This is a genomic window from Streptomyces polyrhachis, assembly GCF_042663125.1.
In the GTDB taxonomy this organism is placed as follows: Bacteria; Actinomycetota; Actinomycetes; order Streptomycetales; family Streptomycetaceae; genus Streptomyces; species Streptomyces polyrhachii.
Genome location: NZ_JBHSZO010000005.1, coordinates 1 through 22,268, shown reverse-complemented (window position 1 = coordinate 22,268; position 22,268 = coordinate 1). Strand labels below are relative to the sequence as shown.

18 protein-coding genes are annotated in these 22,268 nt (G+C 73.4%); 7 read left to right on the top strand and 11 right to left on the bottom strand.

Annotation, left to right across the window (positions count from 1 at the left end; genetic code table 11):
- The first annotated feature begins 24 nt into the window (after positions 1–24).
- The gene (locus tag ACFQLX_RS04515) at positions 25–810 is read left to right on the top strand and encodes an amino acid ABC transporter permease (protein ID WP_386412155.1); all 786 of its coding nucleotides are present in this window, start codon (positions 25–27) and stop codon (positions 808–810) included.
- A complete protein-coding gene (locus tag ACFQLX_RS04510; RefSeq protein ID WP_386412153.1) occupies positions 807–1,601 on the top strand; it encodes an amino acid ABC transporter ATP-binding protein in 795 nt (264 codons plus the stop codon). The genes ACFQLX_RS04515 and ACFQLX_RS04510 overlap by 4 nt, the downstream gene beginning before the upstream one ends.
- Before the next feature lie 16 nt (positions 1,602–1,617).
- Here ACFQLX_RS04510 and ACFQLX_RS04505 read toward each other — a convergent pair whose 3' ends face one another.
- Positions 1,618–2,247 (bottom strand): LysE/ArgO family amino acid transporter, encoded by a 630-nt coding sequence (locus ACFQLX_RS04505; protein WP_386412151.1) that lies wholly within the window; start codon positions 2,245–2,247, stop codon positions 1,618–1,620.
- Positions 2,248–2,316: 69 nt separating this feature from the next.
- On the opposite strand from ACFQLX_RS04505, the gene ACFQLX_RS04500 reads away from it, so the two are divergent.
- From ACFQLX_RS04500 to ACFQLX_RS04485, 4 genes are all read left to right on the top strand, one after another.
- A complete protein-coding gene (locus ACFQLX_RS04500; RefSeq protein WP_386412149.1) occupies positions 2,317–3,258 on the top strand; it encodes a LysR family transcriptional regulator ArgP in 942 nt (313 codons plus the stop codon).
- 173 nt (positions 3,259–3,431) lie between these two features.
- Positions 3,432–4,526, top strand: coding sequence for a mechanosensitive ion channel family protein (locus tag ACFQLX_RS04495; RefSeq protein ID WP_386412148.1), 1,095 nt, complete (start codon positions 3,432–3,434; stop codon positions 4,524–4,526).
- A gap of 86 nt (positions 4,527–4,612) precedes the next feature.
- On the top strand, positions 4,613–6,364 hold the full coding sequence (locus tag ACFQLX_RS04490; protein ID WP_386412146.1) for a sensor histidine kinase: 1,752 nt from the start codon (positions 4,613–4,615) through the stop codon (positions 6,362–6,364).
- Positions 6,361–6,999 carry a LuxR C-terminal-related transcriptional regulator gene (locus tag ACFQLX_RS04485; protein WP_386412460.1) on the top strand — a complete coding sequence of 213 codons (639 nt, stop codon included), beginning with the start codon at positions 6,361–6,363 and terminating at the stop codon, positions 6,997–6,999. Before ACFQLX_RS04490 ends, ACFQLX_RS04485 begins: the two co-directional genes overlap by 4 nt.
- Before the next feature lie 191 nt (positions 7,000–7,190).
- Here ACFQLX_RS04485 and ACFQLX_RS04480 read toward each other — a convergent pair whose 3' ends face one another.
- The gene (locus tag ACFQLX_RS04480) at positions 7,191–9,011 is read right to left on the bottom strand and encodes a hypothetical protein (protein ID WP_386412144.1); all 1,821 of its coding nucleotides are present in this window, start codon (positions 9,009–9,011) and stop codon (positions 7,191–7,193) included.
- Between the two features lie 257 nt (positions 9,012–9,268).
- Between ACFQLX_RS04480 and ACFQLX_RS04475 the strand changes: the two genes are divergently transcribed.
- On the top strand, positions 9,269–11,332 hold the full coding sequence (locus tag ACFQLX_RS04475; RefSeq protein WP_386412142.1) for a SpoIIE family protein phosphatase: 2,064 nt from the start codon (positions 9,269–9,271) through the stop codon (positions 11,330–11,332).
- A 78-nt stretch (positions 11,333–11,410) separates the two neighbouring features.
- On the opposite strand, the gene ACFQLX_RS04470 is transcribed toward ACFQLX_RS04475, so the two are convergent.
- From ACFQLX_RS04470 to ACFQLX_RS04430, 9 genes are all read right to left on the bottom strand, one after another.
- Entirely contained in the window at positions 11,411–12,328 is a 918-nt protein-coding gene (locus ACFQLX_RS04470) for a carbohydrate kinase family protein (RefSeq protein ID WP_386412140.1), read from the bottom strand.
- Between the two features lie 113 nt (positions 12,329–12,441).
- Positions 12,442–14,493 carry a glycoside hydrolase family 32 protein gene (locus ACFQLX_RS04465; RefSeq protein WP_386412138.1) on the bottom strand — a complete coding sequence of 684 codons (2,052 nt, stop codon included), beginning with the start codon at positions 14,491–14,493 and terminating at the stop codon, positions 12,442–12,444.
- A 63-nt stretch (positions 14,494–14,556) separates the two neighbouring features.
- Complete coding sequence (locus tag ACFQLX_RS04460; protein ID WP_386412136.1) at positions 14,557–15,525, bottom strand: glycoside hydrolase family 68 protein; 969 nt, start codon at positions 15,523–15,525, stop codon at positions 14,557–14,559.
- Between the two features lie 133 nt (positions 15,526–15,658).
- On the bottom strand, positions 15,659–16,582 hold the full coding sequence (locus ACFQLX_RS04455) for a carbohydrate ABC transporter permease (RefSeq protein ID WP_386412134.1): 924 nt from the start codon (positions 16,580–16,582) through the stop codon (positions 15,659–15,661).
- Between the two features lie 3 nt (positions 16,583–16,585).
- A complete protein-coding gene (locus ACFQLX_RS04450) occupies positions 16,586–17,608 on the bottom strand; it encodes a carbohydrate ABC transporter permease (RefSeq protein ID WP_386412133.1) in 1,023 nt (340 codons plus the stop codon).
- Between the two features lie 127 nt (positions 17,609–17,735).
- Entirely contained in the window at positions 17,736–19,022 is a 1,287-nt protein-coding gene (locus ACFQLX_RS04445; protein WP_386412131.1) for a sugar ABC transporter substrate-binding protein, read from the bottom strand.
- A gap of 127 nt (positions 19,023–19,149) precedes the next feature.
- Complete coding sequence (locus ACFQLX_RS04440; RefSeq protein ID WP_386412129.1) at positions 19,150–20,187, bottom strand: LacI family DNA-binding transcriptional regulator; 1,038 nt, start codon at positions 20,185–20,187, stop codon at positions 19,150–19,152.
- 221 nt (positions 20,188–20,408) lie between these two features.
- Positions 20,409–20,942 carry a hypothetical protein gene (locus tag ACFQLX_RS04435; protein ID WP_386412127.1) on the bottom strand — a complete coding sequence of 178 codons (534 nt, stop codon included), beginning with the start codon at positions 20,940–20,942 and terminating at the stop codon, positions 20,409–20,411.
- Positions 20,943–20,998: 56 nt separating this feature from the next.
- On the bottom strand, positions 20,999–22,268 hold a 1,270-nt coding region (locus ACFQLX_RS04430), incomplete at its 5' end, for a hypothetical protein (protein ID WP_386412125.1).

Below are 22,268 nucleotides of genomic sequence, written 5' to 3'. Positions count from 1 at the left end.
AGTACGACACCGGAGACAGCCCAGATGTCCATGAGCCCACGCCAGCGGGGGAAGGTGGTGCGCGGCGCCCAGTACGCGCTGCTCATCGCCCTCCTGCTGGTCCTCGTCCTGACCGCCGACTGGGGCGAACTGCGCCGCGCCTTCTTCGACATAGACGTGGCGAAGGCGCAGTTCCCCGAGGTGCTGACAGTCGCACTCGTCAACACCCTGATGTACACGGCGTTGGGATTCGGCTTCGCACTGGCCCTCGGGCTGGTGTTGGCGCTGATGCGGCTGTCTCCGGTGGGCCCGTACCGCTGGATGGCGATCGGCTTCATCGAGCTCTTCCGCGGTGTGCCGGCGCTGCTGGTCTTCATCGCCTTCGGCTACGGCGTGTCGTTCGCCTTCCAGATCAACCTCGACAAGCTCGTCACCGTGATGCTGTCACTCGGCCTGGTCGGTGCCGCGTACATCGCGGAGACCATACGGGCCGGTCTCCAGGCCGTACCCAAGGGGCAGTTGGAGGCCGCCCGCTCGCTGGGGATGTCCCGCTCGCGGGCGATGGTCTCCATCATCATCCCGCAGGCGTTCCGCATCTCGCTGCCCTCGCTGACCAACGAGCTGATCATGCTCACCAAGGACTCCTCGCTGATCTACCTGCTCGGACTGTCCATCAGCGAGTACGAGTTGACGAAGTTCGGCCGTGACGCGCTGAACGAGAACCGGAGTCTGACGCCGATCCTACTGATCGGCCTCTGCTACATGATCATCACCGTGCCGCTGGGCCAGCTGGTCCGCCGGCTCGAAGCGAGGACGGCGAAGGCGCGATGAGCACTGGAAGCGGGACGAAGGCCGCGCCCGACGCGGGCCACGCCATCGAAGTGGCCGGTCTGCACAAGGCGTTCGGCGATCTCGACGTCCTCAAGGGCATCGACCTGACCGTCACCGAGGGCGAGGTGGTCTGCGTCATCGGCCCCTCGGGCTCGGGCAAGTCGACGCTGCTGCGCTGCGTGAACCTGCTGGAGGAGCCCACCGCCGGCACCGTGTCCGTCACCGGCACCGAGGTCACGGACCCCGACGTGGACATCGACCGGGTGCGGCGCCGCATCGGCATGGTCTTCCAGAGCTTCAACCTCTTCCCGCACCTGCGGGTGCTGGAGAACCTCACCATCGCCCAGCGCCGGGTCCTGGGCCGGGGCAAGGAGGAGGCCGCCGGGATCGCCCGGCGCAACCTCGCCCGCGTCGGACTGGCGGAGAAGGAGACCGCCTACCCCGCGCAGCTCTCCGGCGGTCAGCAGCAGCGAGTCGCCATCGCCCGCGCGCTGTCGATGGACCCGCGGCTGATGCTCTTCGACGAGCCGACCTCCGCGCTCGACCCCGAGCTGGTGGGCGACGTCCTCGCCGTCATGCGCTCGCTGGCCGACGAGGGGATGACGATGCTGGTGGTCACGCACGAGATGAGCTTCGCCCGCGAGGTCGCGGACCGGGTGGTGTTCATGGACGACGGCATGATCGTCGAGCAGGGGCCCCCGGCGCAGGTCATCGGCGACCCCCAGCACGAGCGCACCCGGACGTTCCTGGCCCGGGTGCTGGACCCGGCCGCGGCGCAGATCGAGGAGTAGGCGCGGACGCGCGCCCTCACACCGCCCGCGCCACCAGCAGCACCCCCAGCGTCAGCATCGTCGCCGCCACCAGCCCGTCCAGCAGCCGCCAGGCCGCCGGCCGGGCCAGCGGTCCGCTCAGCAGCCGCGCCCCGTAGCCCAGTCCCACGAACCACACCACGCTCGCCGCCATCGCGCCCAGCCCGAAGACCCAGCGCAGCGGGCCCCGGTCGGCGGCGACCGAGCCGAGCAGCAGCACGGTGTCGAGGTAGACGTGCGGGTTGAGCCAGGTCAGGGCGAGGCAGGTGAGCACGGCGGTACGGACCGAGCCCGCCGTGTCCCCCCGCACCGCCAGCCCCGCCGCCGCGTCCGCCGCCGGCCGCAGCGCGCGGCGCGCGGCGAGTGCCCCGTAGCCCAGCAGGAACGCGCCGCCCGCCAGCGCGACCACCGTCAACGCGCCCGGCCAGGCGGTGACGACCGCGCCCAGCCCCGCCACCCCCAGCGCGATGAGCACCGCGTCCGAGAGCGCGCAGATGCCCACCACCGCGAAGACGGACTGGCGGCGGATGCCCTGGCGCAGCACGAAGGCGTTCTGCGCGCCGATGGCGACGATGAGGGAGAGCCCGGTGCCGAAACCGGCGAGGGCGGCGGGAAGAACGCTGGTCATGGCTTCGACGCTAAACGCCGCGCGCTCTTCAGGGAAGCTAAGGAATCTTACGTATCATTAGCGGCCGTGATGAGTGAGCTGCCTCTCGACCAGGTCCGCACCCTCCTCGCCGTCGTCGACGAGGGCACCTTCGACGCCGCCGCGGCGGCCCTGCACGTGACCCCCTCGGCGGTCAGCCAGCGCGTCAAGGCGCTGGAGCAGCGCACCGGCCGCGTGCTGCTGGTACGCACCAAGCCCGTGCGCCCCACGGAGTCCGGCCAGGTCATCGTCCGCCTCGCGCGCCAGCTCGCGGCGCTGGAGCAGGACGCGCGCGCCGAGCTGGGCATCGGCGAGGGCCCGGCGGCCGTCCGGCTGCCGATCGCCGTCAACGCCGACTCCCTGGCGACCTGGCTGCTCCCCGCGCTGACGGGCGCGCTGGCAGACCTGGCCGCCGAGGACCCGCGGCAGCCGCCCGTCTGCCTGGAGCTGCACCGGGAGGACGAGGCCCACACCGCGACCCTGCTGCGGGACGGGCAGGTCATGGCGGCCGTCACCTCCTCGCCCGACCCGGTGGCCGGCTGCACGGTGCGCCCGCTGGGCCTGGCCCGCTACGTCCCCGCCGCCGGCCCCGCCTTCGCGGCGCGGTGGCTGGCCGGCCGCCCGCCGGCGGAGGCGCTCCCCGCGGCCCCGGTGATCGTCTTCGACCGCCGCGACGAACTCCAGGACCGCTTCGTCCGCTCCCTGACCGGCGGCGCGGCGCAGGCGGGCCCACTGCGCCACCTCGTCCCGGCCTCCGAGGGCTTCCGCGACGCGGTGGTGGCGGGCCTGGGCTGGGGACTGGTCCCCGAGCAGCACGCGGCGCCCCTGCTGCGCACGGGCGCGCTGGTCGAGCTGACGCCGGGCCGGGCGCTGGACGTACCGCTGTACTGGCAGCAGTGGAAGCTGGACGTCCCCGCCCTGGCGCGGGTGGCGCGGGCCGTCGCCGACACGGCCGCGCGACTGCTCGTCCAGCCGGACGCGGGGGAGCGCTGAGCACGAAGGGGCGGGAGCGCCGAGCGCAAAGGCGCCCAACTCCCCACCCGGCGACCGGATACGGCCCCTCCCGAAACGACCACCGCCGCCGATGAGGCAGGATGTCCCACCGTGCCGGGCCCGTTGAGGTGTCCGGCAGCACAACTGGTTTTCGATACGGGACGGATGACGCCTTGCACCGGGCTCTCACACTGCACGACATACTCCTCGCCACGACTGCCGTCGGCGGCGGTCTCGCCGCCGGCCTGCTGCTGCGGATGATGCTGGGCTGGCTCGGCAAGCGCGCCACCCGTACCAGCTGGAGCGGCGACGACCACCTCGTCGCCGCCCTGCGCACGATCGTGCCGTGGAGCGCGCTGGCGGGCGGCCTGGCCGTCGCCGCCGAGGTGCTGCCGCTGAAGGGCGCGGTGCAGCGCACCGCCCAGCAGGTCGTCGTCGCCGTCCTGATCCTCGCCGTCACCGTCGCGGTGGCCCGGATCATCGGGGAGCTGGTCGGCTCGCGCTCCGTGGGCCTGGGCTCGGCGACGATCCTGGTCAACATCACCCGGATCGCCGTGCTCGCCATCGGTGTGCTGGTCCTGCTGGAGACGCTCGGCATCTCCATCGCCCCGCTGCTCACCGCCCTGGGCGTCGGCGGTCTGGCCGTCGCCCTCGCGCTGCAGGACACCCTCGCCAACCTCTTCGCCGGCGTGCACATCCTCGCCTCCAAGACCGTGCAGGTCGGCGACTACATCAAGCTCAGCAGCAACGAGGAGGGCTACGTCACCGACATCAACTGGCGCAACACCGTGGTGCGCACCCAGTCCGACAACCTCGTGATCATCCCCAACGACAAGCTCGCGGGCACGATCATGACGAACTACTACCGGCCGGCGGAGGAGATGTCCGTCATCGTGCAGGCCGCCGTGGGACTGGACAGCGACCTCGCACAGGTCGAGAAGACCACCGTCGAGATCGCGGGCGAGGTCATGGTCCAGGTCGAGGGCGGCGTGCCGGACTACGAGCCGGTGGTGCGCTTCCACACCTTCGGCGACTCGCGCATCGGCTTCTCCGTGATCATGCGGACCAGGGAGTACGGCGACCAGTACCGCATCAAGCACGAGTTCATCAAGCGCCTGCACGCCCGCTACCGCGCCGAGGGCATCGAGATCGCCTACCCGGTGCGCCGGGTGATGCTGCAGCGCGAGGACGCCGAGGGCCTCCAGGACGCGACGCGCCTCCTGCCGCGGCAGCGCGACACCTCCGGTATTCAGGGTGTCCAGGGCTGATCCGGGACCGCGCGGTCACCCGGTAGCCGCTTTCCGTACCCGAGGTATGCGGACGGCGTCCCTCGGATGGCTTAGCTTTGTTCCTTGTGAACAACGGTCAGGCACGCCCCTCGGTGCGCGGCCGGCTCGCCGCCGGGGCGGCGGCCGCCGCGCTCGCGGGCCTGGTCGGCGCCTGGGCGTACGCCCGCGCCGGCGGCTCGGCCGCCGAGGTGGTGCGCGACCTGTCGGTCGGCTGGGCCTACGCGGCGGCCGGACTGGTCGCCTGGTGGCGGCGCCCCGGCAACCTCGTCGGCCCGCTGATGCTCATCGAGGGCGTCGTCTGGTTCGCCGGCAACCTTCAGGGCAGCGGCGTCCCCGCGCTCTTCGCGGCCGGCGCCTGGGGGGAGGGCCTGAACCTGGCCGTCCTCGCCCACCTCCTGGTGGTCTACCCCGACGGCCGGCTCACCGGCCGCCGGGCCCGTACCCTGGTCGCCGCCTGCTACGGGGTGACCGTCGGCGGCGGCCTGCTGCGCGCCCTCACCTTCGACCCGGCCGTCCACACCGACGTCACCTATCTGAGCTGCCCGGACATCTGCGGCCCCAACGCCCTGCTGGTCCCCGCCGCCGCCGACCTCTTCCCGTACGTCGACGGCGCCTACCGCGTGGTGGGCTGGATCCTCTCCGCCGCGCTGGCCGCCCTGGTCGTACGGCGCTGGCGGCGCGCCTCGACGGCACGGCGCCGGGCACTGCTGCCCGCCTGGATCGCGCTCCTCCTCGCCGTCCTGGTCATGCTCTGGGACGTGCTGGTGGTGCTGCTCCCCGTCGGCGGCCCCGCCTTCGAACAGGGCCTCACCCTCCTGTCCGACCTCACCCAGACCGCCGTGCCGATCGCCTTCCTCACCGGCCTGCTGCGGATGCGGCTGCAGCGCGCCGGGGTGGGCGGACTGGTCATGGAGGTCGGCGCCGACTCCGATCCGGGGCGGCTGCGCGCGGCGCTGGCGGACGTACTGGCCGACCCGGACCTGCGGCTGGGCCTGTGGGACGAGGAGCGCGCCGGCTACACCGACGAGGCGGGCGCCGCGGTGCAGCCGGCCGCGCGCGGCTGCGTGCGCGTCGACTCCTCCCGCGGCGCCCCCCTCGCCCTGCTGCGCCACGACCCCGCGCTGGAGGCGGACGCCGGGCTGCTGGAGGCGGCCGTCGCCGCGCTGCGCCTGGCGCTGGAGAACGTCTGGCTGCGCGGCCAGGCCCGCGAGGTGGGCGCCCGTATCGTCCGGGCCGCCGACAGCGAGCGCCGCCGCCTGGAGCGCGATCTGCACGACGGCGCCCAGACCCGGCTGGTCTTCACCCTGATGACGCTGCGCCGCGTGGAGACCCGGCTCGCCGACCACCCCGACGAGGAGGTGCGCCGCTCGCTCGCCGAGGCCCGCGAGAGCCTGCACGCCGCCGTCGAGGAGCTGCGCGCCCTCGCCCACGGCATCCACCCGGCCGTCCTCACCCGCGACGGGCTCGCCCCCGCGCTCAAGGAGCTGGCCGGGCAGACCGCGCTGCCCGTCGTCGTCGCCGCCGAGGAGCGCCGCTTCGACGCGGTCACCGAGGCCACCGCCTACTTCACCGTCAGCGAGGCGCTGAGCAACGCCGCCAAGCACGCCGGGGCCCGCGCGATCAGCGTCAGCGCCCGCAGCCGCGCGGGGCGCCTCGTGGTGGAGACCGTCGACGACGGGGTGGGCGGCGCGGACACCGCCCTGGGCACCGGGCTGCGCGGCATCGCCGACCGGGTGGCCGCCGTCGGCGGGGTCCTGCGCGTCCACAGCCCGGCGGGCCAGGGCACCCGGGTCGTCGCGGAGCTGCCGTGCGAGTGATCGTCGTGGAGGACTCGGCCCTGCTGCGCACCGGACTGGTGCGGCTGCTGAGGGACGAGGGGGTGGAGGTGGCCGCCGAGTGCGCCGACACCGAGCGCCTGCTGGACCTGGTCGCGGCGCTGCGCCCCGACGCGGTGCTGCTCGACATCCGGATGCCGCCGACCCACACCGACGAGGGGCTGCGCGCCGCCCAGCGCATCCGCGCCCGCCATCGGGGCACGGGCGTGCTGCTGCTCTCCCAGTACGTCGAGACGGGGCGGCCCGTACAGGCCCTGCTGGACGATCCGCGCGGCTTCGGCTACCTGCTCAAGGAGAAGGTCGCCGACCCCGGCGAACTGGTCAGCGCGCTGTGCCGGGTCGCGGCGGGCGAGTCGGTGGTGGACCCGCAGGTGGTGGCGCGGCTGATGGAGGCGGCGCGGGCCGCCGAGCCGCTCGCGGCGCTCACCGCGCGCGAGCGCGACGTGCTGGAGCTGATGGCGCAGGGCCACTCCAACGAGGCCATCTCCCGGGAGCTGGTCATCGGCGCCAAGACGGTCGAGACACACGTGCGCAACGTGTTCGCCAAGCTCGGGCTGGACGGCGGACTCATGGAGCACCGCCGGGTGAAGGCCGTACTGGCCTATCTCGGAAGTTGATCCCCCCCACCGATGCGCCGCTCCGCGACTCCCCCCGCCATGTCCCCCGTACGTCCCCCGTACGTTGCCGCGGAGCGGTGCTCGGTGATGCACACGCTACGGGCGCCCCAAGAGGCCCACATCAGGGCCAGCCCTGAGATTTGATCTCTGTTCGATACCGGAGGCGGCCCGTCCCCGGCACGCCGCCGCGCTCACGGCCGGTTCAGCGCCCGGGCGAGGCCCGCCGCCACCGCCGTCGCCAGGATCCAGCCCGAGGCGATCAGCACGAACGCGACCCACTGCCCCGCCGTCCCCACCGGCACCCGGGCCTTCTCCTGCCCGAAGTCGACCACGGGCAGCAGTAGATCGAGAGCGTAGAGGACGCTGTTGAAGTTCGGTATCCCCTCGGGGCGGGACGGGTCGGCCGGCAGCGGCTCGTGCAGCGCGAAGTACACCGACCCCAGCGCCAGCAGCCCCAGCAGCCAGCCCACCGCCCGCGCCGGCCGGTAGCCGTAGCCCACCGTCACGTCCTGGACGACGCTCCACAGCCGCCCGTACCACCGCAGCCGCCCGCGCCGCGCCCGCTGCCCGGCCAACTGCACGTGGCGGGCATTGCCCTCCATGCCCAGCCGCCGGTACATCGCCGCCAGGTGCTCGTAGGGCTGCGGCAGGTACGCGCCCTCGTCGCGGGCCAGCCAGCGCAGCCGCTCGGCGGCCGGGAGCGGGGTGTCGAGCTGCTGGTAGGAGGCGCCGTCCAGGCGGATGCGCGGCGGCCAGGTCGCCGGGTCGTCGTGCAGCAGCCCGATCGTCGCGTACCGCAGGTCCACCGTGCCCGCCGGGGGCTGCGCGGTGGAGAGCGTCACCTCCCGCACCGTGGTCTGCCGCAGGGAGAGCACGGTGCGCGAGGTGGTCGCGTCACCACTGCGCAGCCGGGCGCCGGTGAGGTCGAGGCGGCCGGTGAGCTGCGCGCCCGATATGCGCAGCATCCCCTCCACCGTGGCCTCGCGCGCGGCGATGTCGCCGCCCGTCTGCAGTCCGTACGCGTCGACGGCGATCTCGCCCGGCGCCGAGAACGCCCCGCCGCCCAGCTGGAGATGGCCGGCGATACCGGCGGCGGCCAGCCGGACGGCCCCCTGGGAGCGGAAGTCGCGGTCCAGCACCACGTCCGCCCCGAACCGCGCCCCCGGCGCGTCCAGCGTGCGCCGACCGGGGTTGGCCAGCTCCGCGTCGCGCAGGAAGAGGGCGCCCGCGATGACCGCGCCGCGCAGGCCCACCTTCCCGCGCACGCTCATCTTGTAGCCGGAGACATCGCCCTCGACCCGCAGCCGCGCCGCGTCCATCGCCACCCCGCCCACACCCCGCAGCCGCGCCTCGCGCAGCTGCAGGCTGCCGCCTATCCGGGCGCTGCGCAGCTCGACCAGGCCCTCGGCGGTGAAGCCCTGGTTGAGCAGGACGTCGCTGTCGACCTGCAGCCGGCTCGCCGCCAGCGCCCTGCCGTCGCCGGAGCCGGACCCAGGGCCGAAGCCCGATCCAGGAGAGCCCAGCGTGGACCCGCCCAGGTTGAGACTGCCGCCGATCCGGGCGCCGAGCAGGGTGACGCGGTCGGTTATCCGGCAGCGGTAGAGCCGCAGGTTCCCCTCCACCACCGCGTAGTGGGCGCCCACGCAGTGCAGCCGGGAGTCCTGGATGCTGACGTTGCGCGTCCGGGCGCCGTAGAGGTTGATCGTGTCCTCGAAGACGCAGTCCCGGATGCGGATGTGGCAGCCGATGTCCGCGTGCTCCAGGAAGAGCTCGCCCGTGATCCGCGCCCCCCGCAGGTGCACGGCCGCCACGTGGCCGCTCTCCGGCTCGCAGGCGCCCAGCAGCAGCGCGGCTATGACCTCCGCCCGCACCGTCCGCTCCGGACCCCACTGAGCCGCCCGCCGCGGATCGTCCGCCGCCGCGTCCCCCGTCCGCAGGTCGACCCGGCCGCCGCGCGGGAACGCCTCCCACACCAGCCGCTCCGCGTCCGTCAGCTCCCCAGGCCACGCCATACGCACCCCCCGCGTCGGATCTTCGCGCAGATCGTACCGGCGCCCACCGACAACTCCCCGCCCCCCGGCGCCCGTACAGCCCGCGCACGGCACGCGGACAGGGCGCCGCCCGTGGACTCTCACGCACCGCACGCACCCCGTGCCCGCGGCGACCCGCACGACCACGCCCACCGCCGCACCCGCGACGCCGCCCACCCCCGCCCCCACGGCCGCCTCCCGACCCGGCGAAACGCCTGAAACGCCAATAAAATGGCGAAATGCACCCCGAGGAGGTCCTCCCCGCCGTCGACACCGGCGTGTGGAGCTGGTCGACGGCCGACGGAGCGGTCACGCTCGACGCCGTGGCCGCGGAGCTCCTCGGGCTGCCCTCCCCGGACCCCGCCACGGCCGGGATCCGGACGGCGCCCGCCGACCTGCGCGCCCGTATCCACGGCCTGGACTACGTGGGGCTGACCGGCGCGGCCGACCTCGCCCGCATCGAGGGCACCTTCGCGGAGGCGACCGTCCGCGTCGTGGACCCCGACGGCGCGGTGCTGCGCCGGCTGCGGGTGCGGCTGCGGTTCGGCGACCCGCAGGCGCGTACCGCCTCCGGCACCGTCCAGGAGGTGACGGAGCCCGCCCTGGGCGACGTCCCGAGGGAGCGGCAGCTCTCCCGGGAGGCGTTCCTGCTGGACGCCGGGCGGGCCCTCGCCGAGGCCCCCTCGACCGACGCGGTCCTGCGGACGGCCGCCGCGCTCGCCCTGCCCGGCCTCACCCCCGCCGGGCAGGCTGTCCTCGTACAGGAGGACGACCACCTGCGCATCATCAGCCGGCACGGCTCCTGGGCGCAGCGCACGGACTTCCCCCCGCTGCCGCTCGCCACCGTCGCCCCCTCCTGCGAGGTGGCGCGCACCGGGAAGCCGGTCTACCTCGTCAGCCGCGAGGAGTTCCGCCGCCGCTTCCCGGCCGTGTGGGACCCGGCCGAGCGCGCGGGCATGAACTCCTGGGCCTACCTGCCCCTGACCACCCGTGACGGCGTGCGCGACGTGTGGGTGCTGGCCTTCCGCGAGGAGACCGCCTTCGCCCCGGAGGAGCGGACCGTGCTGGCGACCGTCGCACGGATGCTGTCCCAGGCCCTCGACCGCGCCCAGGCCCACGACAGCGAGCGGGAGTCCGCGGACGAACTGCAGAGCAGCATGATGCCGGGCGACCTGCCGGCGGTCGAGGGGCTCGCACTCGTCGCCCGCTACGTGCCCACCGGTACGGGCCTGAGCATCGGCGGCGACTGGTACGACGTGATCGAGCTGCCCACCGGGAAGATCGCCGTGGTCATCGGAGACGTCCAGGGCCACGACGTGCGGGCCGCCCGGGTGATGAGCCAGCTGCGGATCGCCATCCGCGCCTACGCCAGCGAGGGCCACGACCCCGAGGTGGTCCTGCGCCGCGCCTCGCGCTTCCTGCACCGCCTCGGCGAGGGCGAGGCGGACGAGCGCTTCGCGACCTGCCTCTACCTGGAGATCGACCCGGCCACCGGCGCCATGGCCGTCGCCCGCGCCGGCCACCTCGACCCCGTCCTGACGCTGGCGGACGGCACCATGCTCATCCACCCCACCGAGGGCGGCCTGCCGCTGGGCATCGAGGAGGACCCCGACTACCCGGTCACCCCGCACGTCCTGGCGGCGGGGGAGACGATGATGCTCTGCACGGACGGACTGGCGGAGAACGGCGGCCACGACCTCTACACCGGCCAGGAGCGCCTGCAGCGGGCGTTCCACGACACCGTGGGCAAGCCGCTGGAGGCCGTCGCCGACGCCCTGGTCGACGTGGTCGCCGGCCCCGGCGCCGACCGCTACCCGGGCCCCCACTCCCACCACAGCGACGACGACATCGCGCTGGTCCTGCTGCGCGCCGACCGCGCCCGCGCGCAGGGGGAGGACGGCGGACGGGACAGTGCCCGGCGGCTGAAGCTGGTCGTCCCGCAGGACGAACGCGAGCGGATCGCCGACACCCGCGGCAAGCTGCGCGGCATGCTCCACGACTGGCAGCACCCCGACTCGCGCGACGCGGCGGTGCTGGCGCTCTCCGAGCTGCTCGCCAACGTCATGCTCCACACCGGCGGCCCCGCCGAGGTCCGCGCCGACCTCACCGGCCCGCCCGGCCACCGCCTCCTGCGCCTGGCGGTCGCCGACACCGGCGCGGCCCTCCCGCACCGCCGCCACCCCGGCGAACTGGCCTCCTCCGGCCGCGGCGTGCTGCTGCTGGACGAACTGGCGGGCAGCTGGGGCGTCGAGCCGCGCGGCGAGGGCAAGGCGGTGTGGTGCGAGTTCCGCGAGGACGCCTGACGACGTCGCGGCGCGGCTGAACACCCCCTGCCAGCCCAGTAGTTGGGGAAGGGGCCCCACCCCCGTACGCCGACCGGATCAGCCCGTACGGGCCCCGGGTCGGGCGGCGGCGAGCTCGGCGGCGGTGGGCGGGTCGGCCCCGGCGCGCGAGACCGTGATCGCGGCGGCCGCGGCGGCCGTCCGCAGCGCCCGGGCCAGCACGTCCGGGCCAGGGCGGGCGGCGGGCAGGACTGCCAGGACGGCGGACATGAAGGAGTCACCGGCGCCCACGGTGTCGACGACGGCGGTCGGCGGCGCTTCGATACGCGTCTCGCCGTCGGCGGTGAGGGCGAAGGCCCCCTCGCCGCCCATGGTCACGATGACGGTGCCGGGCCCGAGGCCGAGCCAGCGGGCGGCACTGTCCCGGACGGGGACACCGGGGTAGAGCCACGCCAGGTCCTCGTCGCTGGCCTTGACCAGGTCGCTGAGGGCCACGCAGTCCTCGACGGCGGCGAGGCCGGCCGCGCGCTCACCGAACAGCGCGGGACGGATGTTGGGGTCGTAGGAGACGGTGGCGCCGGCGGCGCGCGCCTCGCGCAGCAGCCGCCGGGCGACGGCCGCGCCGGGTTCGCGCACCGAGGCGAGCGAGCCGAGGTGGACGTGGCGGGCGCGGGGCGGCTCGCTCGCCGCGAGACTCCAGTCGATGGTGAACTCGTAGGCGGCGGCGCCGTGTTCGTCCAGGGTGACCACGGCGGTGGGCGTGGCCACCGGCCGGGAGTCCGTCAGGACGTCCACGCCGGCGGCGGTGAGATGGGTGCGGATCAGCTCGCCGTACGGATCGTCGCCGAGCTGGGTGAGCAGGGCGGTGCGCCGGCCGAGCCGGGCGAGCCCGTAGGCGACGTTGGCGGGACTGCCGCCGGGATGCGGGCGGTCGCGGCGGCCGGGGGTGCGGACGATGTCGGCGACGCACTCGCCGATGACGAGGAAGTCGACGTCTGCGGTGGCGGGTTCTGCCATGGGACTCGGCTGCTCCTGGGTGGGCCTGTGCGGGGCGGAACGAGATGCGGTGCGGACGGGTGCGGGCGGTGCGCCGGGAACGGGCGCACCGCCCGCACCCGCGGACAGCCTTGTCAATCGCTGAGGACGACCTGGTCGACCATCAGGTGCCCCCAGTCGCCGCTCGCGTCGTCCAGGATCTGCAGCTGCGCGCGACGGCCTTGGAGGTCGTCCAGGTTCCAGCGCACCGGCCTCAGCTCACCGCTGTCGAAGCCGGTGGCGGTACGGACGGGCTGCCCGTCGACCAGCAGGTTCACCGAGGTCGCTCCGGGCTGCCCGAGCGGGTGGCGGCCGCCGCCGATCAGGAGGTGGAGCGCGCGCCGGTCGATGGTGAAGGCGGGCGACGTGAGCGTGCCGGTGGCGCTGTCGCGGCCGGGGACGAAGGTGTCCGCGTACGCCGTGCCGACCCGGCCCGGCGCGTCCCAGGTGACGGGGGCGGTACCGGTGAAGTCGCCGGTGGCGCTCCAGCCGCTGCCGTACGAGCCGCCTTCGAAGTCCGCGAGGACCGTGGCCGGGCGCTGGTCGAGGCCGGCGAACTCGGTGATCCTGACGTTGGCGAAGGTGGCGGGTCCGTCGGAGGCGTAGAGCTTCAGGCCCTTGTCCGCCGGGTCGGCGAAGACGAGCTGCGTGTGGGTCTGGCGGCCGTCGTCGACGAACAGTTCGACGGAGGTGCGGTCGACGAGGATGCGCAGGCGGACCTTCTTCTTCGCCGGGTCGAAGGCGCCCCGGGTCTCGTACTTCCCACCCATGGGGCCCGGGTTCCCGGTCTGGCCGCGGTTGAGGTAGCTGTAGGCGCCGGGGCCCGTGGTGACGCCGGCGTCGGCGTGCCGGGTGCCGTCGGCGGAGACGCGCAGCTGGGCGCCGATGTTGGTGGCGGTCTGCCAGCTGACGTCGGCCTCCAGCTGGTAGGCGTCGCCCTGGTAGTCGAGCGGCAGCACGCCGTTCACGGTGAGGTCGCCGAGGTCGCGGGTGGCGGTGGCGTGGTCGGCGAGGGTGTCGACCGGGCGCGAGGCCAGGGCGTACCCGTCGCTGTAGCGCTTGAGGTTGATGGTGCGGACGATGGAGTCGGTGCCGTTGAAGCCGTCGGTGGGCCACGACGGGGTGGTGTGGGCGTAGGTCCAGTTGTTCATCCAGCCCATGGCGAAGCGGCGCTCCAGCGGCGCGGCGGGGTCCTCCCAGCTCACCGCTCCGTACCAGTCGAAGCCCTGGTCCAGCCACTGCGGCGCCGTCTTGTCGGGCGTGAAGCGGGTGCCGTCGAAGTCGCCTGTCCAGTACGCATAGGTGTTGGGGTCGCCGGTGCGGTAGCCGTTGGCGCTCAGACCCAGCACCCAGTGCAGGGTGCCGTCATCGGCGCGGAGCTGGAAGAGGTCGGGGCATTCCAGGGTGCCGAGCTGGTCGTTGACGAACTCCGAGACACGCGTCCAGTTCTTCAGGTCGGGGGAGGTGGAGAAGCTGATCCGGTCGCCTTCGGCGATCGCGGCGACCCAGCGGTCGCGGGCCGCGTCCCAGACGACCTTCGGGTCGCGGGCGTCCCGGCGGCCGCCGTTGGGGATGACGGGACTCTCCCCGTACGGGCGGAAGTTGCGGCCCCCGTCGGTGGAGTACCAGAGGAACTGCGCCTGCGGGCCCGAGGCGTCGGTGATCTGCTGCGGGGTCGGGTGGTCCATCTGCGTCACCAGCATGATCACCGTGCCGGCACCGAATCCGGCGGTGTTGTGCGTGTCGATGACGGCCGAGCCCGACCACAGGTCGTAGTTGGCGTTGGTCTCCTTGGGCGCGGCGACGCCCTGGTCGGCGAAGGAGACGTTGTCGGTGGTGGTGGCGTGCCGCCAGGCGGTGCCGACCTTGGTGCCGTAGTCGGCGTTGTAGAGGTAGTAGTAGTGGAAGGCGCCGTCGAGGAAGATCGGCCGCTGAGGGTCGTTCTTCCAGTGGTCGGGAACGCTGAAGTGGTACTGCGAACGGTAGCCGGGCGCCGCGCTGGAGGCCGCCGCGGCGCCCGCGGCGGAGGTGGCGGCGGTGGCCTGAGCGGTGGTGGCCTGAGCGGCGCCCACCGGGCCCGAGCCCAGCAGGCTCCAGGCGGTGAGGGCGCATCCCAGGCCCAGGGCCATGGCGGTCTTGGCGTTCAACGTCGTACTCCTTCGCTGCGGGAGGGCGGGCGCCCGGCGGTCGGCCACGTCAGTGGGGTGAGGTCAGCCGGCGGGGTCGGTCAGCGTCAGCCGCGCGCCGTCCCAGCTGACGGGCATCGGGTCGCTGATCGTGCCGACGAAGGCGCCGTCGGGGCCGGTGTGGTGGAAGGCCATCAGCACCCAACGGCCGTCCGCGCGACGGCGGATGAGGCGACCGCTGTAGTAGCGGTCGTCGGTGACGAGGGTGGCTGCGTCGATGTCGTACGGGCCGAGGAGGCTGCTCGCGGGCGCCGCCCAGATTCCGCCCCGGCTCTCCACGGCGGCCCGGGACGTCGAGGCGTGCGCGGCCAGGCAGGAGAACAGCAGCAGCGGCCTCCCGTCGACGATCTCGACCTGCATGACCTCCAGTTGACCGAAGCCGTGCGCGGTCGGCGCCGAGAGCGGCGGGCGCAGCTCCCAGGTCCGCAGGTCGGTGGAGTGGGCGTGGCCGACGACGCCGCGTTCGAAGGGCTCGCCCTCGGTGGCGCGGGCGGTGATCAGCATGTGCCAGCCCTCGCCTTCGGGGTCGGCGAAGACCCACGGGTCGCGGAACGCCTCGTCGTGCCAGGCGCCGGAGTCGAGGGTTTCGTACCACTCGCCGTCGGCACTGAGCAGCGGTTCGCCGCCGGAACGGTGCCAGGTGCGCAGGTCGGTGGAGGTGGCGACGGCGACGCGCTGGATGTTCCTGACGCCGTCGGGGGCGCGGGTGGAGCCGGTGTAGAAGAGGTGCCAGGTGCCGTCGGGGCCCTGGACGGTGGAGCCGGTCCAGGTCGCGAGATCGTCGAAGGCCGGCGCGTCGGCGCGGACGAGGGCGTCCTCGACGCGGGTCCAGTCGCGCAGGTCGCGGGAGACGGCGTGGCCGACGGAGGCGCGGTAGTGGCGGGCCTCGGGGTCGTGCAGGGCGCGGGAGGCGTAGAGGAAGAAGAGGTGGTACTCCTCTCCGTCGTCGGCGAACCAGAAGTCCCAGACCCAGGAGTCGGGAAGCGCGTACATGGGGGCCTTTCGGGGCGGGCCGCGCAGACCCGCGCCGGTGCCGGACGGCGGGGTCGGGTGCGGGCAGGGGGAAGCGGGGAAGCGGGGCAGCGGGGCAGCGGGGAAGGGGCGGCACCGGGGCGCGGCGCCCGGGTCAGCCCTTGACGCCGCTGGCCGCGACGCTGGAGACGAAAGCGCGCTGGAAGGCGAGGAAGACGACCAGCACCGGCAGTGTGATCATCGCCGCGTACGCCATGATCTCGCCCCAGGCCGGGTTGTCCTGGAAGAAGTACTGCAGGCCGACCATGACCGGGCGCAGGCTCTCGTCCTGCGCGACCATCAGCGGCCACAGGTACTGGTTCCAGGCGGGCAGGAATGTCAGGATCGCCACCGTCGCGAAGGCGGGTCCGGACAGGGGCACGATGATCCGCCGGTAGATGGTGAACCAGCCGGCGCCGTCGATCCGCGCCGCCTCGTCGATCGAGGTGGGGATGGTGGAGAAGTACTGGGCGAAGAGGAACACCGAGAAGGCGTTGGCGACGAAGGGGATGATCTGCACCTGGTAGGTGTTGAGCCAGCCGATGTCGTACTTGATCTGCCCGCCCTCCAGCACGAGCGTCGGCAGTTGCGCGACCCAGTAGACCAGGGGCACGGCGATCGTCTCGAAGGGCACGATCAGCGTGGCGATGATGATCGCCAGGACCAGTCCCCGGCCGCGCCAGCGCAGCCGGGACAGCGCGAACCCGGCCATCGAGTTGACGATCAGACCGAAGACGACGATGAGGACCGTGACGAGCAGCGAGTTGACCATGAACCGCCCCACGGGCACCCGCTCGAAGACGCCCGCGTAGTTGTCCAGGCTGATGTCGCCGACCGGCAGGAAGGACCGCCAGCCGCTCATGTCGGAGAGGATCTGGCTGTCCGGCTTCAGGCTCGCGACGAACAGGAAGACCAGCGGGAACAGGAAGAAGACCGCGAAGGCGACGAGGGCGGTGTACGACCAGATCCGGCGCCGACGGCGCAGGGCCCGCTCGCTCTTCGCACGCCCCGGGGCGGGGTGGGGGATGTTGGCGGCCATCGGTCAGTCCTTCTCGCGGGTGAGGTGGCGCTGGATCAGCGCGATGACGAGCACGATGACGAAGAAGACCAGCGAGATCGCCGAGCCGTAGCCGACCTGCTGCTGGCTGTATCCGGTACGGATCGCGTGGTAGACGAGCGTGGAGGTGGAGTCCACCGGGCCGCCCTGGGTCATCACCGCCACCTGGACGAACAGCCCGAGCGCGGCGATCGTGATCGTGATCAGGACGAAGACGCGGGTGGCGCGCAGCGAGGGCCAGGTGACGTGGCGGAACTGCTGCCACAGGCCCGCGCCGTCCATCCGCGCCGCCTCGTACAGCTCCTCGGGGATGGTCTGGAGGCCGGCCAGCCAGATCAGCATGTGGAAGCCGACCGCCTGCCAGATCGACAGCACGATGATCGCGCCGAGGGCGGTGCCGGGGTCGTTGAGCCAGGCGGCGCCCTGCCAGGCGCCGAAGGTGACGGTGTCGATGAAGGAGTTCACGACGCCGTCGGGCTGGTACATGAACTTCCACAGGATCGACACCACGACGATCGAGGTGACGACCGGGATGAAGAAGATGACCCGGAAGGCGGTGACGCCGCGCAGCTTCTGGTTGACCAGCAGGGCCAGCACCAGCCCCAGACCCGCCTGTACGGGCACGACCACGGCGGCGAAGGCGAAGGTGTTGCGCATCGACTTGAAGAAGGTCGGGTCGACGGTGAAAGCCCGCCGGAAGTTCTCCAGGCCGACGAACCGCAGCGGCTCGGGGGAGATCAGCCGCGCGTTGGTGAAGGAGAGCGCGAAGCCGAGCAGCACCGGGATGATGAGGAAGAGCAGGAGCAGCAGGGCGGCGGGGCTCATCATCGCCCATCCGGCCCGCCGCTCACCGCGCGCGGAGGAGCTGGGGCGCCGGCGCCTGGCGGCCTTCGCCGGAGCGGTGCCGAAGGCCCGCGCGGGGCCGCTGGTGGTACGGGCGGTGCTCACGTCCGTACCGACCGGGTCGTCCGGCTCGCGGGCCGGACGCGACGGATGGTTCGCCGTCATGGGATGCCTTTCGGGGCTGGGCCGGGGAGGGACGGCGGGCGCGTCGTCCCTCCCCTCAAGGTGCGTGCGGCCTCAGGTCGGGTGCGGAAGTCCCCCCGCGCGGGGGGACTTCCGCACCCGAGCGGGATCAGTCGCCGTAGCCGTTGGACTTGAGGTCGCTGTCGATCGACTGCACGGCCTCGTCCAGGGCTTCCTTCGGATCCTGGCCGTCCATCGCGGCCTTGGCGGCCTTCTCGAAGGAGGTCGAGATCACCGGGTACGCGGGGGTGGCCGGGCGGGACAGCGCGAACTTCTTCGACAGCTCGGCGAAGGTCTTCAGCTTGCCGTTCGGGCCGAAGTACTTCGAGGCCGCGGCGGCGCTGTCGGTAGCGGGGATGACGACCTGGCTGTCGGAGAACGCCGTCAGGTACTTGTCCTGGAAGCTGAACTCCAGGTACTTGCGGGCGCCTTCGGCGGCCTTGCCCGAGCAGCCGGTGGAGATGCCCCACTGCCAGGAGCCGCCACCGATCTTCGCGCCCTTGCCGAAGTCGACCGGAGGCAGGATGGCGAGGTCGTCGCCGACCTTCTCCACCGCGTCCTTGGCGTTCCACACGCCGGTGTAGCTGAGGGCGACCTTGCCGTCGATGAAGCGCTGGTTGCCGACCGGGCCCGCGTGGTCGGCCCAGCCCTTCTCGAAGGCGTTCTGGAACCAGGTGAGGAAGCGCACCGAGTCGGGGCTGTTGAGGACGCCGTCGGCGGACTTCATCGTGGAGCGGTCGATCAGGTCGCCGCCCGCGCTCTGCAGCATGGAGGAGTAGGCGTACGGCCACCACTCGCCGGTGTCGGCGGCGCCGAGGTCGACGGGGGTCTTGTACCCGGCGCCCTTGAGCGTGGTGAGCGCGGCGTCGAACTCGGCCTGCGTCCAGGGCCGGTCGATCGTCGGGACGCGCAGCTTGTTCTTCTCCAGCACGGAGGTACGGGCGAAGATCGCCATCGCCGCGTCCCAGTAGCCGGCGGAGTAGATCTTGCCGTCGTAGCTGCCGACCGCGGTCGGGAGCAGCTTGTCGGTGATCGTCTTGGGCAGGTCGAGCGGCTGGAGGTATCCGGCCCACGCCCAGTTCGGCATGATCGGACCGTCCATGTCGAGCAGGCAGGGCAGCTTCTTCGCGGCGGCGGCGCCGGTGATGGCGTCGTTGTAGGCGCCCTGCGGGAAGTTCTGCTGGACGACCTGGTAGTCGTCCTGCGAGGCGTTGAAGTCGGCGATGAGCTGCTTGTAGACGGCCAGCTCGCCCGGGTTGCCGGCCGAGTGGGTCCACATGGTGACCTTCGCCGGGCCGTCGTCGGAGGCGGTGTCCTCACCGGCCTTGGCGCAGCCGGTCAGTACGGCCGTTGCGAGCAGGCTCGCCGCTGCTACGATCGCGAGGGGATTGCGCATCAGGTGGTCCCTTTCCCGGGGCCGGCCGTCGGTCGGCCCCCGAGTGAGCGGCAGCGCCAACTGCCGTGTGGTTTCTCCAGCGGACGGCAGCGCCAACTGCCGTTTTCGTACGGGGGGTTCGCCGCCGTTATCGGTCCCCCGACCAGGGCGGCGGCGGACCCACGGAGTCCCGACGGATGATCGGGCACCGCATGTGGTGCGGTTCGGCCGGATCGGCCTCCCGCTCCCCGAGCGCCACCTCCATCGCCCAGCGCCCCATCTCGTAGTGCGGCAGGGCGACCGTGGTGAGCGGCGGGTCGAGTTCGGCGGCGATCAGCTGCTGGTCGTCGTAGCCGACGATCGACAGGTCGTCCGGAATGCGCAGCCCCCGGCGGTGGGCCGCGGTGTAGGCGCCCATCGCCATCCGGTCGTTGAAGCAGAACAGCGCGGTCGGCCGGCGCTCGGCAGGCAGGTCGAGCAGCTCCCCGGCGGCGGCCCGCCCGCCCTCCGCGTCCGTCCCGGCCCGCACGTGCAGGGCCGGGTCGGGGGTGATGCCGGCCTCGGCCAGCACCTGGAGGTACCCCTGGTGCCGCAGCGCCGAGGCGATCAGGCCGGCGCTCTTTGGCGCGTCGAGGTAGGCGATCCGCCGGTGGCCCGCGGCCACCAGCTCCCGGGTCGCCGCCGCCCCGCCGTCCCGGTCGTCCGGCACCACGGTCGGCCAACTCCCCCTCGACGGACGGCAGTCCAGGAAGACGCTGCCCTGGGGCAGCCCCACCGGGGCGTCGGCCACCTGGTGCCACATCCGGGCGTAGATCATCGCGTCGACCCGCTGCCCGGTCAGCGCCTCGATCGCCTGCCGCTCCCGGGACGCGTCGCCGTCGGTGTCCACCAGCACCATCAGGCGCCCGTGCGTGCGGGCCGCGTCGTTCGCCCCCGCCAGCATCCGGCCGGCGAACGGCGTGGTGGCGATGGTGTCGGACAGCAGGCCGATCATCCCGGTCCGCTGCGTGCGCAGACTGCGGGCCACCGAGTTGGGCGCGTAGCCCGCCGCCTCGGCCGCCTCCCGCACCCTCGCCTGCGTCTGCGCCGAGATGCGGTGGCTGCCGGCCCCGCTGAGCACCAGCGACACCGTCGCCGTCGACACGCCCGCCACGGCGGCGACATCGGACATCCGCACCCGAGCCATGACCGTCCCCACCCCGCCCCGCGCTAGTTCAATCGATTAACTTCCGCGAGGCGAGTATGCAATCGCGTGGATACGGGGTCAAGGGGCGGTGACACCGGCGTTACGTCACCGCAACGCGGAGACGGACCACCCGCCAGTGGCGAGTGGTCCGCGCTCGGGGATGCGGGGGTACGGGCTCCGTCGACCCAGTTGTCGACCCAGTTGTCGACCCAGTTGTCGACTCAGTCGTCGAAACGGGCGTCCATCAGCTCGTCCAGGGACTTCGTCCAGCGGGCGAGGGCGGCCTTGTCGGGCGCCGTGACGTCCGTCTCGTAGAGCTTGCGGCCGCGCAGGTGCACCGTCACCGTGAGGCGGCGGCCGAAGCGCGACGTGGCGTACTCGACGGCGCCGATCTCCTCCCAGTCGAACTCCGCCTCGGTGTCGTCGAGGGTGAAGCGCATCCCGGCGGCGTCGGCGACGACGGAGCCCCGGCGGTCGGAGAACTCCAACTCGACGGACTCGGGGGCGACTTCGGAGTCCTCGGCGGCGTCCGCGGAGGTGTCGGGGGCGGCCTTCTCCAGCAGCCCGACCGGCTCCGCCGCCTCAGGCTCCGCCACCTCGGACTCCGCCGCCCCGGCGGATTCCTCCTCCGGGGCCGGCGCCTCCTGCGGTTCCTCGGTCGTACGGGGCCGTGGCACGATCAGCCCGGGAAGGGCGGAGGGATCGGTGGCGGCGGCGTTGACCGGCGTGATGTTCTGACCTCGATTCGGCTCCACAGCGCGCAGTATGGCGGATTGGGCCGCGCCCCGTACGGCCGCCCCCGCTCCTGCCGCTAGCCCTTGGGGGACATCCGGTAGCGAAGCACCAGAAACGGGATGCCGAAGAGCGAGAACGCGTGCTCGGCGCGCAGCTCGCCGTCCGCCACGTACACGTCCAGCTCCTCCGCGAAGCCGTGCACGGCCAGGGTGGTCAGCCCGCCGCTCTCCTCGTCCACATAGCTCAGGTAGTGCCCCGGCTGGTCGACGGCGCCGTCCGCGCGCGCCGCCGCCCTGCTGCTCAGCGACAGCCCGCCGTCCGGGCGCCCGGACGGCCGCAGGGTGGCGGTGAAGCTCGCCTGCGGCAGCGGGAAGCCGACGCTGACGAAGCCCTCGCCGCCGTGCCGGTACGTGGTGTAGATACCGACGTAGATCGGGTCGTCGGTGTCGGCGTAGCTGCGGATCCAGCCGCGCACCGTGGGCGCCCCGCCCTTTGCCGGGGTGACGGTGTCGATCCGCGAGCGCATGCCGCGCTGGGTCTCGCGCTGGTTCATCGGCACGTTCGCCTGCCCCAGCGGGCGGGCCACGAAGGTGCGGTAGAGGAGGTAGGCCGGGCGCACCCAGGTGCGCCACTCGGGCACGATGTCCAGGGTGAAGCGCGCGGTGTGCTCGTAGAACTCCCGCACCCGCGCGTCCACGCGCGCCGGGTCGAAGTCCGGCCCGGCGAGGTCGTCGAGCGAGGCGACGATGCCGAGGTCGGGCTCCCCGGCGGTGTACGTACCGCCCAGCTCCGCCGCCAACTCCCGTACGTAGCCGGTGCCGACGTAGCGCGAGCGCGCGGCGCGCGGCACCACGAACGGCAGCTCCTCGGCCGGGACCTCCTGCGCGACCAGGCTGACCTGCGGATCGCGGAAGAGCAGCGCCGAGAGCGTACGGAAGGAGACCACGGCGGCGGTGGGCGCCGCCGCCGCCCGCTCGGCCTCGGCGCCGCGCGTACGGACGTCCCGCCCGCCGGCGCCCAGCCCGCCATCCCCCGGCCCCCGCCTCGCCCGCCCGCGGACCGCCCCGCCCACCGCCGCGCCGACCACCGGCCCCAGCGCCACCTTCTGCGGCCGCAGCCCCAGCGCCCCGGCCGCCGCCCCGGCGACCGTGCCCACCGCCAGCGGACCGGCCCCCGCCACCCGCCCCGCCGCCCAGCCCAGCGACGCCGCCAGCGCGCCGCTCATCGCGATCCGCTGGGGGAGCGGGGGCAGTTGACCCGGCCGCAGCCGCGCCCGTACCACCGCCTCGGCCGCCGCCAGCCCGAGCGCCCCCAGCGCCGCCCCGCCCGCCCCCGCCGCCGCACCC